Below are 15,022 nucleotides of genomic sequence, written 5' to 3'. Positions count from 1 at the left end.
TTAAGGCATCAAGCCCTGAACTGCCCCAGGCTCGCCTTCAACTGCGCCGCCAGGCCATCCAGCACCTTGCCGCTCGCCGTGGTCTCCACGACAGCTTGCGCCGCCTTCTCGGCCTGGGCATGAATGGTCTGGACCCGCCCCCGCACGGCCTGCGCGCCCTGCGCCTGATGCGCCGCAGCCTGGGTAGCCAGGCCAATCGCCGCATGGACCTGCTCGACGGACGCCTGCACCGACTGCTGCAACCGCGCGCTGTCACGCAGCACCAGCAAACCCTCACTGGCCTGGCGCCCGGCTTGCCCGATTGCCGCCACCGCCTCGCGCGCACCCTGCTGCAACGCCACAATGTGCGCCTGAATATCGCCAGTGGAGCTCTGCGTCTTGCTCGCCAGCGCCCGCACCTCATCTGCCACCACCGCAAACCCGCGCCCCGTCTCGCCGGCACGCGCCGCTTCGATGGCCGCGTTCAGCGCCAGCAGGTTGGTCTGCTCGGCGATGCCGTGAATCACCGTCAGCACCACTTCAATCTGCTCACTTTGCTGCGCCAGACGCTCGATCACTTGCGCGCCTGTATTGACCTGACCCGCCAGCTCCTCGATCAGGCTGCCGACTTTCGCCGAGGTGCGGGTGTTTTCATCGGTGGCCTGGCGAATGTCCACGACTTGCTTGAGCGCCGCCTGCATGGCGTGGCTTTCCGACTGCGCCTCATCCGCCATTTGCGACAGGGCGCGCAAACTCTCCGCCACCTCGTCTCGCTGCATGCCAGCCGCCGCATCCGCACCAGCGTTGCGCAAGGTCATGGCGCCAATTTCCACACCGGTACGCTGAGCCACATCGCCCGCCTCGCGCACGATTGGCTGCAACTTATCCACAAAACGATTGACCGCCGACGCCATGTCGCCGATTTCATCCTTGCTGTTGATCTGCACGCGCTTGGTCAGATCGCCCTCCCCCGCCGCCAGGTCGTCCATGGCAACGATCAGCATTTTCAGACGATTGACCACTCGGCGACCGAGCACCACCGCCAACAACAGCAGGACACCAAAACCCACCGCTGCCAGACACACACCGATGCGCCAACGCAATGTCGCAGCAGCTTCCTGTACGGTACTGGTGGTATTGGCTTTCATTTCAGCCGCCGTGGACTGGGCTGACTGCAGTCGCGAGCGCATGGCCGTTGCGCTGTCGGCGGCTGCGCCTTTGAGGCTGTCGCCCACCAGTTGATCGCTGCTGGCGATCAAGGCCGAGAAGCGCTTGTCCAGAGCCATGAGATCGGTCTCCACCGAAGCGGTCGAGACGCCCATCAGGACCTTGCCGATTTCCACGCCATTGGGATTGATCGAAGCTTCGATGTAGAAGACTGAAGGATCGTTCTTCGCCGCATCCAGCACCTTGTCGAGCGCCCGCTCGCCCTGGCCTTTTTCCAGCAGCGCCTTGTTGATCGGGTTTTCCCGGTTGAGGTAGCGTGTCAGGTGCTGGCCGGTAGCGTCGTCATACACCACGAACAGCACATTGGGATTGCGCTGGGCCCGGCGGGCGAATTCGGAAAGCGTCGGGACGTCGTTGTCCCACATGGCGCGGGGCGCGACTGATGCCAGAAGCTGCGCCATGTCGCCAGCGGAGTCCTTCAGATCCTTTTCCAGGGTCGAACGCAATTGCATCTGCTCCTCCTCCAGTCGCGAGGACAAGCCGGCCGTGAGGCGCTGACGCGTACTGGTAGAGAGACTGTCCAGACTGGACGTGACTTCGCGCCCTGCCTGCTCGAGCTCGGCAGAGAGCTTTTGACTGTCCGCGCCCAGGCGCAGGCCCAGATCGGCTTCCAGCGCAGTCACCGTGCTCCGGGTCAGAGCAACAGCCACTAGCACCTGCACCAATAGGGCGATACCCAGGGTAACGAACACGGGCCGCAACAAACGGCTTTGTAACAACGAGAGAACGGCCGACATCTGAAATCCCTCTGCTTTGGCGCCATTAAATTGATAGCACGCCGGAAGCAATGCTTTTTTTAATGTTCACAGCAAAGGTCATGCCGTCCTGCAGACAGATACGACAAAGGCCCCGATTAAGGGGCCTTTGTTTTTTACATCAATGACTTATCAAGCAAACGGATGACGCAGAACGATGGTTTCGTTGCGGTCCGGGCCCGTCGAAATAATGTCGATCGGCGCGCCGATCAGCTCTTCGACGCGCTTGATGTAAGCACGGGCGTTAGCTGGCAGCTCTTCCAGGGTTTTGGCACCCACAGTCGACTCGGTCCAGCCCGGCACTACTTCGTACACAGGCTGCAGGCCCACGTAGCTGTCAGCATCAGTCGGGGCAACGTCCTTACCTTGCGCATCCTTGTAGCCGACGCAGATGTTGATGGTTTCCAGACCGTCGAGCACGTCCAGCTTGGTCAGGCAGATGCCCGAGATGCTGTTCACATCGATAGCGCGGCGCAGGATAACAGCGTCGAACCAGCCGCAACGACGAGCACGGCCGGTAGTCGCGCCGAACTCGTGACCTTGTTTGGCCAGGTGCGCACCGACTTCGTCGAACAGCTCCGTCGGGAATGGACCCGAACCTACACGCGTGGTGTAAGCCTTGGTGATGCCCAGGATGTAGTCCAGGAACATAGGGCCAACACCCGAACCGGTAGCAACGCCGCCAGCGGTGGTGTTAGAGCTGGTCACGTACGGGTAGGTACCGTGGTCGATGTCCAGCAGGGAGCCTTGAGCGCCTTCGAACATGATGTCTTTGCCGGCGCGACGCAGGTCGTGCAGCTCGGCAGTCACATCCAGCATCAGCGGCTTGAGCAGCTCAGCGTATTCTTTACATTCGGCCAGGGTCTTGTCGAACTCGATGGCTGGCTCTTTGTAGTAACCCACCAGCATGAAGTTATGGTAATCCACCAATTCACGCAGCTTGTCTTCAAAGCGCGGCATGTTGAGCAGGTCGCCCACACGCAGGCCACGACGTGCAACCTTGTCTTCGTAGGCCGGGCCGATGCCACGACCGGTGGTACCGATCTTCAGCTCGCCACGGGCCTTTTCACGGGCCTGGTCCAGCGCAACGTGGAAGGACAGGATCAGCGGGCAGGACGGGCTGATGCGCAGGCGCTCGCGCACCGGCACGCCTTTTTCTTCCAGCTTGGTGATCTCGCGCAGCAGGGCGTCAGGTGCAACCACCACGCCGTTGCCGATCAGGCACTGCACGCCTTCGCGCAGTACGCCCGACGGGATCAGGTGCAAGACGGTCTTCTCACCGTCGATCACCAGTGTGTGGCCAGCGTTGTGGCCACCCTGGTAACGCACTACGGCGGCGGCATGTTCGGTCAGCAGATCAACGATCTTGCCTTTGCCCTCATCACCCCACTGGGTGCCCAGGACTACGACATTCTTACCCATAACACTTGTCCTCATTCGCGCAAACTTGGTGCCGGCGGCGGCCGGCAGGAAAACTCAAGAAGCCAGTGGCGAAACTTGCCAAAGCCCGTTCTGCTGAATCAATTGCCGGTCGCAGTCCGCTTCACGGGCGGCGGCCAAAGGTTGTCCAGGCAAGGCCTGAACGACACGCTGACCCTCACCGCGCAACTGGCAAACCTGCTGCCAGAGTGCTGCATCCGTACTGTCAGGCATCCAGATACCGCCAGACGGTAGCTCGATCTCAGCACGCCCCAGGGTCACCAGGGTTTTCAAATCGGTAGAGAAACCGGTTGCCGGACGGGCACGACCGAAGTCGGCGCCGATGTCGTCGTAACGACCGCCCTGGGCAATCGACTGGCCAACACCCGGCACGAACACGGCGAACACCACACCGGTGTGGTAGTGGTACCCGCGCAGCTCGCCGAGGTCGAAATACAATGGAAGCTCAGGGAAGCGCACGGACAGCCGCTCGGCAATCGCCAGCAAGTCGTCCAGAGCTGCCAGAACAGGGGCCGGAGCCTTGGCCAGGCGCTCGCGGGCTGCAGCCAGCACTTCTCGATCGCCACACAGATCGACCAACGCCCGCAGCATACCCGACAGATCGGCAGGCAAGCCCTCGGTCAAGGTAATGACCTCATCGATGGCCTTGCGTTGCAAAGCATCGAACAACTGTTGCTCGACTTCACCGGACAAACCCGCAGCGCGGGCCAGGCCACGGTAGATGCCGACATGGCCGAGATCCATGTGCACATCCGGTACATCGGCCAGTTGCAGCATGGCGAGCATCAGGCTGATGACTTCGACGTCGCTGCTTGGGCTGCCGTCGCCGTACAACTCGGCGCCCAGCTGAATCGGGCTGCGCGAGGACGACAGGGCACGAGGCTGAGCATGCAGCACGCTACCGGCATAGCACAGTCGACTCGGACCTTCGCGACGCAGGGTATGCGCATCGATGCGCGCCACTTGCGGTGTGATGTCGGCACGGAAACCCATCTGCCGGCCCGATTGCGGGTCGATGACCTTGAAGGTGCGCAGATCCAGGTCCTGGCCTGCACCGGTCAGCAGGGATTCCAGGTACTCGATATGGGGAGTCACGACAAACTCGTAACCCCAGCTCTGGAACAGATCCAACACCTGACGACGCGCGATTTCAATACGCGCCGCTTCCGGTGGCAGTACTTCTTCGATGCCATCTGGCAGAAGCCAGCGGTCTACCGTTGCCATTACGCCTTCCCCTATATCCGGGCGACCAGCCTGTCGGCGATCCTTGAGTGAAGCAGAAAATGATCAGCCCATACGCAAACCACGCGCATGGGCGACGGAGCGAAAAGCCCTTCTACCGGCTTCGCTGACCACTTTCCTCGAAAAACTGTCGAGCCTATCGGCCCGGCATCCGCTTAAAAACAGCAATCAAACATGCAGACGCAAAAAAGCCGGGAATTTCCCGGCTGCCGCATCATACACACGTTTTCCCAAAGGATCACCCCGCCAGAGGTTTTAGCCGCCCGGCGGGAGGATTCAGGTCAACGTCGTATCAAGGCTTGGCTTTTTCCAGGTAGTGGAAGAAGTCGCTGCTTGGGTCGAGGACCAATACGTCGGATTTGTTCGCGAAGCTTTCACGGTAGGCGCGCAGGCTACGATAGAACGCGTAGAACTCCTGATCCTGACCGTAGGCCTTGGAATAGATCGCAGCGGCCTGGGCATCACCGTCACCGCGAACCTCCTCGGATTCACGATAGGCTTCAGCCAGCAGCACGCGGCGTTGACGATCGGCGTCGGCTCGAATGCCTTCGGCCAGCTCGTTACCCTTGGCGCGGTGCTCGCGAGCTTCACGCTCACGCTCGGTGCTCATACGTTCGAACACACTGCGGTTCACTTCTTTCGGCAGGTCGATGGTCTTGACCCGAACATCGACCACTTCGATGCCCAGCTCTTTCTCGGCCATCTTGTTCAGCGAAGCCGTGATATCCGCCATCAGCGCATCACGCTCACCCGACACCACTTCGTGCAGGGTGCGCTTACCGAACTGGTCACGCAGGCCCGATTCCAGGCGCCGGGACAGACGCTCGTCGGCGATCTGCTTTAGGCCGGAAGTCGCGGTGTAGTAACGCTCTGCGTCCTTCACACGCCACTTGGCGTAGGCATCGACCATCACGGCTTTCTTTTCCAGCGTCAGGAAGCGCTGTGTCGGTGCATCCAGCGTCATCAGGCGTGCGTCGAATTTACGCACCTGGTTAACGTAGGGCACTTTCACATGCAGGCCTGGCTGAACATCGGTCTGGACCACGCGACCGAACTGCAGCAACACCGCACGCTCGGTCTGAGCCACGATGTAGAAGCAGTTCCAGGCAGCGATCGCCACGACGACGCCGACAATAAGGGCGATCAGCGATTTATTGCTCATCAGCGACTCTCCCTGGTACGTGCTTGCTGTTGCTGCAGATCTGCTGCCGCACGCGTATTCGCTTCATTGCTGTTGGCTGCCGCACCGCTCATTGGAGCGCTGGTGTTGCGACCACTTTCGACCATTTTGTCCAGCGGCAGGTACAGCAGGTTGTTCTGGCCGTTCTTGTTGCCGGTCACGAGAACCTTGCTGGTGTTGCTGAAGACTTCCTGCATGGTGTCCAGGTACAGACGCTGACGGGTGACCTCAGGAGCCTTGCGGTACTCGGCGACCAGCTTGGTGAAGCGATCGGCCTCACCCTTGGCGCGCGAGACGGTTTCGTCACGGTAACCATTGGCATCCTCGAGGATGCGCTGGGCCTGACCACGGGCTTCCGGCACGACGCCGTTGGCATAGGTTTCAGCCTGGTTGCGCGAACGCTGCTCGTCTTCCCGGGCGCGGATCACGTCATCGAAGGCTTCCTGGACTTCGCGCGGTGCCGCTGCGCTCTGTACGTTGACCTGGGTAACGGTGATACCGGTGCGATAGGTGTCCATGAAGCGTTGCAGACGCTCCTTGATCTCGCTGGCCATCAACTCACGACCTTCGGTCAGTACCTGGTCCATCGCGGTGGAACCCACCACATGGCGCAAGGCGCTGTCGGTCGCGTGCTGCAGGCTGATTTCCGGCTGATCGACGCTCAGCACGAAGTCCTGCAGGTTGCTGATCTTGTACTGCACGGTCAGCGGCACTTCGACGATGTTTTCGTCTTCAGTCAGCATCTGGCCCTGCTTGGTGTACGCACGCTCACGCGTGACGTTTTCCATGTACTTCTTGTCGATCGGCGGGAAATAGATGTTCAGGCCCGGGCCGACGGTTTCGTAGTACTTGCCGAAGCGCAGCACCACGGCCTGCTCCTGCTCGTCGACCACGTAGACCGCGCTGTACAGCCACACGGCGGCCAGCACGACCAGACCGATGCCGAGCAGGCCGCCAAAGCCGCCACTCTTGCCCGGACCACCGCCGTCGTCGCTACCACGTTTCTTACCACCACCGAACAACCCGTTCAGGCTTTCCTGCAGCTTTCGGAAGGCCTCGTCGAGATCCGGTGGCCCCTTGCGGTCGCCGTTGTTACGACGCTTGCCACCCCAAGGATCCTGATTATTCGAGTTGCCACCCGGCTCATTCCAAGCCATAGCGCTCTCCATCTGATAAAGCAAAGACGCACCCACGGCGCGCCGACCAATGCTACAGAATGCCTGTCACCACGGCACAACCGCTTTCCCAGGCTTTTATTGCAAAGTGTGTTGCTCGATGAACTCCATCGGCTGCAATCCCTCGCGGCTTACCAGTCGATTCAACTCGACCCGGGGCAAACGAACGGCCAGCAAACTGATGCCTTCTTCGTCGTGTTCTTCTTTCTGCACCGCACCGAGCTCGAAGAACTGCGCACGCAGTCGAGCGAATCGTTGCGGCAAGCGCAAGGTACCGACAAACAAATCACTGCCCAGTAACTCGGCAATGGCTTGCTCAAGCAATTCCAGACCACTGCCATCACGAGCCGACAGCCAGACCCGTTGGGGCTTGCCGTTTTCGTCGCGCTGGATTTGTGGCTCAACGCCTTCAAGCAAATCGAGTTTGTTATAGACCTCGAGGATCGGCAAGTCCTGAGCACCAATCTCGCCGAGCACCACCATTACCTGCTCGATCTGCAACATGCGATCCGGTTCGGCCGCATCGATCACGTGCAACAACAGATCGGAGTTACTCGACTCTTCGAGGGTAGACCGAAATGCTTCGACCAGCTTGTGGGGCAAGTGGCGAATGAAACCCACAGTGTCCGCCAGGACAATCGGCCCCAGATCGTCTATATCCAGACGACGCAGAGTCGGGTCCAGCGTGGCAAACAATTGGTCAGCTGCGTAGACGTCGGATTTCGTCACGTTATTGAAGAGCGTGGATTTACCGGCGTTGGTGTACCCCACCAGGGACACGGTAGGAATATCCGCACGCGATCGGCCACGGCGCGACTGTTCTCGCTGGCTGCGTACTTTCTCCAGCCGCCCCTTGATCTGCCGCAGGCGAACCCGCAGCAAACGGCGGTCGGTTTCCAGCTGGGTTTCACCCGGGCCACGCATACCGATACCGCCACCTTGGCGCTCAAGGTGAGTCCATCCACGAACCAGCCGGGTGCTCATGTGGTCAAGCTGGGCCAGTTCGACCTGGAGCTTGCCTTCATGGGTACGGGCGCGTTGGGCGAAAATATCGAGAATCAGACCGGTACGGTCGATCACGCGACACTCGAAAACACGTTCGAGGTTACGCTCCTGACTGGGTGTGAGGATGTGATTGAAAATCACCAGATCGGCCTGCTCGGCTTTGACCAGGTCGCGCAGTTCCTCGACCTTGCCACTGCCAATCAGTGTCTTGGCGGTTGGCCGATGACGCGGCACGTTAAAAAACGCGACGGTCTCGGCACCCGCCGAATTAGCCAGTTCCTGAAACTCCTGCGGATCTTCGCGCGCCTCAGGGTCCTGTCCATCCAAGTGAACGAGGATTACTCGCTCACCACCACCGTGGCGCTCAAAGAACAAAGGAGACTCCTATCAGGCGTTACCTGGCTCAGCGTCACCGGCTTCGGATTCGGTTGCGCTAGGCAGACGAATTGGACGAACCGGCACCACTGTAGAGATCGCGTGTTTGTAGACCATCTGGCTGACGGTGTTTTTCAGCAGGATAACGAACTGGTCGAAAGACTCGATCGTGCCTTGCAGTTTGATACCGTTGACCAGGTAGATGGACACCCCAACTTTCTCTTTACGTAACGTATTCAAGTAAGGGTCTTGTAGCGAATGCCCTTTTGACATGTGCCGCACTCCTTTAAGGATTCAATATAAAAAATAGGTAAACAGATGGCTTTGGCCGTCACACCCCCAAGGATAGACGGCAATTGCAAGGACTCAGCTCAATATGGAGATGGTCCCCAGGTATTTCAAGGCGCGCGGCAGATTGTCGCAATCCAGACTGTCCAGCCAATGCAGATCAGTCCAGCTGCGCAGCCAGGTGAACTGACGTTTCGCCAATTGGCGCGTGGCAATGATTCCACGCTCCTGCATCTCGGCTGACGTCAGCTTGCCATCCAGGTAGTCCCAGACTTGGCGGTAGCCTACTGCACGTATAGACGGCAACCCGGTATGCAGGTCACCTCTATTACGCAGGGCTACGACCTCGTCAATGAATCCCTGTTCCAACATTAAAGTGAATCTTTGTTTAATTCGCTCATGCAGTACCTGGCGATTTGCCGGAGCAATGGCCAAGTTCGCGACAGTATAGGGCAATTGTTGCAGTCCCGAAGCGGCTGCTTCAGTACTTTGCACAGATTGCTGCAACCGCAGGGCGGTCATGCTTTGACCGCTGACTCGATAAACTTCCAGCGCTCGACTCAAACGCTGCGGATCGTTCGGATGTATTCGGGCTGCGGACTCCGGATCAATCACCGCCAATTGTTCGTGCAAGGCTTGCCAGCCAAGGCGCGCAGCCTCTTCTTCGATTTGCGCGCGGACCTCGGGATCGGCGGCCGGCATATCCGCCAGACCTTCAACCAAAGCCTTGTAATAGAGCATGGTGCCGCCCACCAGCAGCGGAATTTTTCCGCGTGCGGTGATCTCCGCCATGGCTTCCAGGGCGTCACGGCGGAAATCCGCTGCCGAATAGCTCTCGGCCGGGTCGAGAATATCGATCAGGCGATGCGGATATTGCGCCAGCAGCTCTTTGGAAGGCTTGGCGGTGCCGATGTCCATGCCACGGTAGACCAGCGCCGAATCGACGCTGATCAACTCGCACGGTAGGACCTTGGTGAGTTCGATGGCCAGATCGGTCTTGCCGGCGGCGGTCGGGCCCATCAGGAAAATCGCAGGTGGGAACTGGCTCATCAACGACCGCGCAAGAACAGTTTGTCCAGATCGTCCAGGCCCAGTTGGGTCCAGGTCGGTCGGCCATGGTTGCATTGACCGCTGCGCTCGGTGTTTTCCATGTCACGCAGCAGACCGTTCATTTCCGGCAGGGCCAGGCGCCGATTCGCACGAACCGCACCGTGGCAGGCCATGGTCCCGAGCAATTCGTTCAGGTGCGCCTGAATGCGGTCACTGGTGCCGAACTCCATCAGATCAGCCAGCACGTCGGCGACCAGGCGGTTGGCTTCGGCCTGCTTGAGCAGTGCCGGGATCTGCCGGATCGCCAGGGTTTCCGGGCCCAGACGCTGCAATTCAAAGCCCAGGCGCTGGAACCAGGCGACATGCTCCTCAGCGCAATCGGCTTCACGCTGGCTGACGGCCAGGGACTCCGGCACCAGCAACGGCTGGCCGCTCAGGCCTTCGCTGGCCATCGCCACCTTCAGACGCTCATACATGATCCGCTCGTGGGCGGCATGCATGTCCACCAGTACCAGGCCCTGGGCGTTTTCCGAAAGAATGTAGATGCCCTTGAGTTGTGCCAGCGCATAACCGAGCGGCGGGATGTCGTCCTGCCCGGCCGGTAGCGCAACGGCATTGGCCTCGGGCAGCGGCGCAAAGAACTCGCGATAGGCGGCCTGCGCTTCGGCGACGGGCACTCCGGACTGCGGACGCGGCGTGTATTGATAACCCGCGCCAGCCCCCGAACCCGCCGGCGTACTGAACGACGGCTGAGCCTGAGGCTGTTCCAGCAGCGCATTGGCGGCCAGGCGCATTTCACCCTGGGGCCCGAATTCACCGGCTTCGAGACCGCTAGGCCGGACGATGGCCGTGGCAACCGGTGCCGCCAGATGATCGTCGGGGCGCACATCGCCCAAGGCGCGGTGCAAGGTGCCGTAGAGGAAATCGTGAACCATGCGCCCTTCACGAAAGCGCACTTCGTGCTTGGTCGGGTGCACGTTGACGTCCACGCCGGTCGGATCGACTTCGAAAAACAGCACGAAGGTCGGGTGCCGACCGTTGAACAGCACGTCGCGATAAGCCTGGCGTACCGCGTGAGCCACCAGTTTGTCGCGCACCGCACGGCCATTGACGAAGAAATACTGCAAGTCGGCCTGGCTGCGGTTGAAGGTCGGCAGGCCGACCCAGCCCCATAGGTGCAGACCGTTGCGCTCGATCTCGATCGGCAGCGCCTGCTCCAGGAATCCCGGCCCGCAGATCGCTGCCACGCGCCGGGCACGGGCCGCATCATCATGGGCCTCGTGCAGGCTGAGGATGGTCTTGCCGTTGTGGCGCAGATGGAACGCCACATCGAAGCGCGCCAGGGCCAGGCGCCTGATCACTTCTTGCAGGTGATCGAATTCGGTTTTTTCCGTCTTGAGAAATTTGCGCCGCGCCGGCGTATTGAAGAACAGGTCGCGCACTTCAACCGATGTGCCCACCGGGTGGGCCGCGGGCTGCACGCGAGGCGCCATGTCCCTTCCTTCGGTCTCGACCTGCCAGGCCTGATCGGCGTCGCGGGTGCGCGAGGTCAGGGTCAGGCGCGCCACGGAGCTGATCGATGCCAGGGCCTCACCACGAAACCCCAGGCTCATGACCTGCTCGAGGTCTTCCAGGTTGCGGATCTTGCTGGTGGCGTGACGGGCCAGCGCCAGCGGCAGGTCATCGGCGGAAATGCCGCTACCATCGTCGCGCACCCGCAGCAGCTTGACGCCGCCCTGCTCCACATCGACATCGATACGCCTGGCACCGGAGTCAAGGCTGTTTTCCAGCAGTTCCTTGATTACCGAAGCCGGGCGTTCGACCACTTCACCCGCAGCAATCTGGTTCGCCAGTCGCGGGCTGAGCAGCTCGATGCGAGCGCTGTTGTTCACAGACTGATTCATTCTTTGGCCGCCAGCTCAGTCCCCGGGATGGTCAGGTTCTGACCGATCTTGAGCTCATCGCTCGACAGGTTGTTGGCACTGCGCAGCGTGGCCGGCGATACCTGGTAACGCACCGCGATCATCGCCAGCGTCTCGCCCGGGCTTACCCGATGATCACGGGGCCCTTGGGCAATCTTGCCGGAGTCGCGCAGCCAGGCAATATAAGTGCCCGGTGGCGGGTTCTGCTGGAAGAACTGGCGCACGCCGCTGCTGATCGAACGCGCCAGCGCCTGCTGGTGGCTGGACGCGGCAAGCTTCGAGGCTTCGTTGGCGTTGGAAATAAACCCGGTTTCCACCAGGATCGACGGGATATCCGGCGATTTCAGCACCATGAACCCGGCCTGCTCAACCCGTTGCTTGTGCAGAGGCGTAACCCGGCCAATGTTGCTCAGCACCTTCTGGCCAACGTTCAGGCTTGACGTCAGGGATGCCGTCATCGACAGGTCAAGCAGTACGCCGGCGAGCATGCGGTCCTTGTCATCGAGGCTGACGTTGCCGGCACCACCGATCAGGTCGGAACGGTTTTCGCTGTCGGCCAGCCAACGGGCCGTCTCGGAGGTCGCGCCGCGATCGGACAAGGCAAATACCGAGGCACCGAAAGCGGCGGCAGAAGGCGCGGCATCGGCGTGGATCGAGACGAACAGGTCGGCGCCTTTCTTGCGGGCAATTTCGGTACGGCCGCGCAACGGAATGAAGTAGTCGCCGGTACGGGTCAGTTCGGCGCGGAAGCCTTTCATGCCGTTGACCTGCCGCTGCAATTCACGAGCGATGGCCAGTACCACGTCTTTTTCACGCTGACCGCGAGACCCCGTTGCACCCGGGTCTTCGCCACCGTGACCGGCGTCGATCACCACAATGATATCGCGCTTGCCGGCCGGGGCTGGTGGCAGCTTGATCGCAGGCTCCACAGGCGTGACCGGCACGGCGGGCACTGTGGCGACCGAAGGCGTTGGTGCTGGAGGAGGAGCGGCATCCGCGGCGTTATCGAACAGATCGACCACCAACCGGTTGCCGTACTGGGCGTTCGGCGCCAGGGAGAAGCTCTTCGGCGTTACCGCCCTTTTCAGGTCGATGACCACCCGCAGGTCGGTCGGCGTGCGCTGAGCCGAGCGCATGGCGGTGATCGGAGTGTTCGAGGTGTTGACGTTGAGCGGCGCACCGAGGGTCGCGCCATTAATGTCGATGACCAGACGATCCGGAGCCGTCAGGGTAAAGACGCTGTGTTGCACCGGGCCGGTCAGGTCAAACACCAGTCGTGTGTTGTCCGGTGCCCGCCACAGACGAACACTGTTGACCTTCGTATCGGCCACAGCGTCGACGGTCACCGCCAAAAACAACACCCCTACGGCAGCCACCAACGCGCGAAAGCGCATACCTAACCCCATCATCTATTTGGATTCCAATGCCAAAGCGGCACACCAGGCCTCGCCACGCGAGCCCTGGGATAAAATGTTCAGCGAACGCCCGCTGTCTTGCGGGCTAATGGTAATGGTCAGGTCCGGCTTTGGCAAAAAGCCTGCACCTTTTTCGGGCCACTCGATCAGGCACAGCGCGTCGTCTTCGAAGTAGTCGCGGATACCGAGGTACTCAAGCTCCTCCGGGTCGACCAGACGGTACAAGTCGAAATGGAAGGCGCGAATATCGCCGATCTCATAGGGTTCAACCAAGGTGAACGTCGGGCTTTTGACTGCCCCGGCATGCCCCAGGCCGCGGATTATGCCTCGGGACAAGGTGGTCTTGCCCATCCCCAGGTTGCCCTCGAGGAAGATCAGGCCATGGCCTTGGGTGATTCGGGCAATGCGTGCGCCAAAGTCGCTCATGGCCTGCTCATCAGCCAGGTACAGGGTTACTTCAGACACGGTGCTTGCTCCTCCAACAACTGACGAATGACTGGAATCAGATCACTGGCCGCCAGCCCACGGCCCATTTTTCCTTGTTGCTCGCCGGCATTGGCGTGCAGCCAGACTCCCAGGCAGGCCGCGTCGAATGCCGCCATGCCCTGGGCCAGCAGCGCCCCGAGCAAACCGGCCAGCACGTCGCCCAGCCCGGCGGTGGCCATCGCCGGATGGCCCTGATGACACAGCGCCAGGCGCCCGTCGGGACTGGCGATCAAACTGCCGGCACCTTTGAGCACCACGACTGCTGTGTATTTTTTGCTCAGTGCACGGGCAGCCGCAGGACGATCAGCCTGAACCTCGGCAGTACTCAGGCCCAGCAATCGCGCGGCCTCCCCGGGATGCGGCGTGATCACGCAATCCCTGGGCAAACTCACACAGGCTTCGGCCAGCATGTTCAGCGCATCGGCATCCCAGACTTGCGGCAATGGTGCGTTGGCGGCGGCCGACAACAGGCTGCGTGCCCAGGCAGTCTGACCCAGACCCGGGCCGACCACCAACACGGAAGCTTTTTGCAGCAATTCCATCAACTGATTGGCCGAAGAAGCGCCCAACACCATGGCCTCGGGGATTCTGGCCAGGGCCGCCGGCACATGTTCGCCGCGGGTTGCCACCGACACCATGCCCGCACCGCTGCGCAGCGCAGCCTGCGCGCTCAGCAGGATCGCTCCGCCATAACCGCGATCACCGCCGATCAGTAGCACATGGCCGAACTTGCCTTTATGGGAAGCAGGTTGCCGGAAGGCCAGACGCGGCAGGTTAGCCGCCGTCAGGCGCAGGGCACTGCGCGGTGTCGCGTCAAGCAGCTGTGGATCGGCGCGCAGGTCGTTGAACACCAGCTCACCCACCACATCCGCCGCATCACCGGTGAACATCCCCAGCTTCAATCCGATGAACGTCACCGTCAGATCGGCACACACCGCGCAGCCAAGCACACGACCGGTATCGGCGTACAGCCCTGAAGGGATATCCACCGCCGCAACCGGCAACCTGCTGGAGTTGATCGCGGCGATGGCGCTGGCATACGGCTCACGCACATCGCCGCCCAGCCCGGTACCAAGCAAAGCATCCAGCACAATGCCGCGCAATCCGGATTGTGCGGTCCAAGGCTCGATGAGCACTTTTTCAGACACTGCCTCGGCATGGGCCAACGCTGCATCACCCTGCAAGCGCTGCGGATCCTCTACCGCCAGCACCCGCACTGTCCAACCGGCACGGTTGGCCAGTGCCGCCACCAGATACCCATCCCCGGCATTGTTGCCGTGACCGGCCAGCACGCTCATTTCTTTCGCTGTCGGCCATCGGCGGACCACGGCCCGCCAGGTCGCATGCGCTGCACGCTGCATCAATTCGAAGCCCGGTGTACCGGCCGCGATCAGGCTCGCATCGAGGCTTCGCACTTGTGCAGCGCTGTACAGCGCGTCGGGTAATTCATCTTTAATGTGCGGCATGCGTCTTCGGGCTCCGA

12 protein-coding genes are annotated in these 15,022 nt (G+C 61.1%); all 12 read right to left on the bottom strand.

Annotation, left to right across the window (positions count from 1 at the left end):
• Positions 1 to 8 precede the first annotated feature (8 nt).
• A complete protein-coding gene (locus tag ACM6IK_RS24980) occupies positions 9 to 1,943 on the bottom strand; it encodes a methyl-accepting chemotaxis protein (protein WP_414876439.1) in 1,935 nt (644 codons plus the stop codon).
• Positions 1,944 to 2,093: 150 nt separating this feature from the next.
• Positions 2,094 to 3,383: an adenylosuccinate synthase gene (locus tag ACM6IK_RS24975; protein WP_414876438.1), complete on the bottom strand. Its 1,290-nt coding sequence runs from the start codon at positions 3,381 to 3,383 to the stop codon at positions 2,094 to 2,096.
• Between the two features lie 54 nt (positions 3,384 to 3,437).
• Positions 3,438 to 4,625: an ATP phosphoribosyltransferase regulatory subunit gene (locus tag ACM6IK_RS24970; RefSeq protein WP_414876437.1), complete on the bottom strand. Its 1,188-nt coding sequence runs from the start codon at positions 4,623 to 4,625 to the stop codon at positions 3,438 to 3,440.
• A 310-nt stretch (positions 4,626 to 4,935) separates the two neighbouring features.
• A complete protein-coding gene (hflC, locus tag ACM6IK_RS24965; RefSeq protein WP_056725458.1) occupies positions 4,936 to 5,805 on the bottom strand; it encodes a protease modulator HflC in 870 nt (289 codons plus the stop codon).
• Positions 5,805 to 6,980 (bottom strand): FtsH protease activity modulator HflK, encoded by a 1,176-nt coding sequence (gene hflK / locus ACM6IK_RS24960; RefSeq protein WP_414876436.1) that lies wholly within the window; start codon positions 6,978 to 6,980, stop codon positions 5,805 to 5,807. Before hflK ends, hflC begins: the two co-directional genes overlap by 1 nt.
• 96 nt (positions 6,981 to 7,076) lie before the next feature.
• Complete coding sequence (hflX, locus tag ACM6IK_RS24955; RefSeq protein WP_008048071.1) at positions 7,077 to 8,378, bottom strand: ribosome rescue GTPase HflX; 1,302 nt, start codon at positions 8,376 to 8,378, stop codon at positions 7,077 to 7,079.
• Between the two features lie 12 nt (positions 8,379 to 8,390).
• A complete protein-coding gene (hfq, locus tag ACM6IK_RS24950) occupies positions 8,391 to 8,651 on the bottom strand; it encodes an RNA chaperone Hfq (RefSeq protein WP_007902656.1) in 261 nt (86 codons plus the stop codon).
• Positions 8,652 to 8,744: 93 nt separating this feature from the next.
• The gene (gene miaA, locus ACM6IK_RS24945) at positions 8,745 to 9,716 is read right to left on the bottom strand and encodes a tRNA (adenosine(37)-N6)-dimethylallyltransferase MiaA (protein ID WP_414876435.1); all 972 of its coding nucleotides are present in this window, start codon (positions 9,714 to 9,716) and stop codon (positions 8,745 to 8,747) included.
• The gene (mutL, locus tag ACM6IK_RS24940; RefSeq protein WP_414876434.1) at positions 9,716 to 11,620 is read right to left on the bottom strand and encodes a DNA mismatch repair endonuclease MutL; all 1,905 of its coding nucleotides are present in this window, start codon (positions 11,618 to 11,620) and stop codon (positions 9,716 to 9,718) included. The genes miaA and mutL overlap by 1 nt, the downstream gene beginning before the upstream one ends.
• Positions 11,617 to 13,047: an N-acetylmuramoyl-L-alanine amidase gene (locus ACM6IK_RS24935; protein ID WP_414876433.1), complete on the bottom strand. Its 1,431-nt coding sequence runs from the start codon at positions 13,045 to 13,047 to the stop codon at positions 11,617 to 11,619. Before ACM6IK_RS24935 ends, mutL begins: the two co-directional genes overlap by 4 nt.
• Positions 13,048 to 13,518: a tRNA (adenosine(37)-N6)-threonylcarbamoyltransferase complex ATPase subunit type 1 TsaE gene (gene tsaE / locus ACM6IK_RS24930; RefSeq protein ID WP_414876432.1), complete on the bottom strand. Its 471-nt coding sequence runs from the start codon at positions 13,516 to 13,518 to the stop codon at positions 13,048 to 13,050.
• Positions 13,506 to 15,005 carry an NAD(P)H-hydrate dehydratase gene (locus ACM6IK_RS24925; protein ID WP_414876431.1) on the bottom strand — a complete coding sequence of 500 codons (1,500 nt, stop codon included), beginning with the start codon at positions 15,003 to 15,005 and terminating at the stop codon, positions 13,506 to 13,508. Before ACM6IK_RS24925 ends, tsaE begins: the two co-directional genes overlap by 13 nt.
• Positions 15,006 to 15,022 lie beyond the last annotated feature (17 nt).

This window comes from Pseudomonas sp. IT-196MI5, assembly GCF_949767415.1.
Lineage (GTDB): Bacteria > Pseudomonadota > Gammaproteobacteria > Pseudomonadales > Pseudomonadaceae > Aquipseudomonas.
Note: the sequence above shows the minus strand (reverse complement) of the source record. Positions and strands in the feature narration are given on the sequence as shown.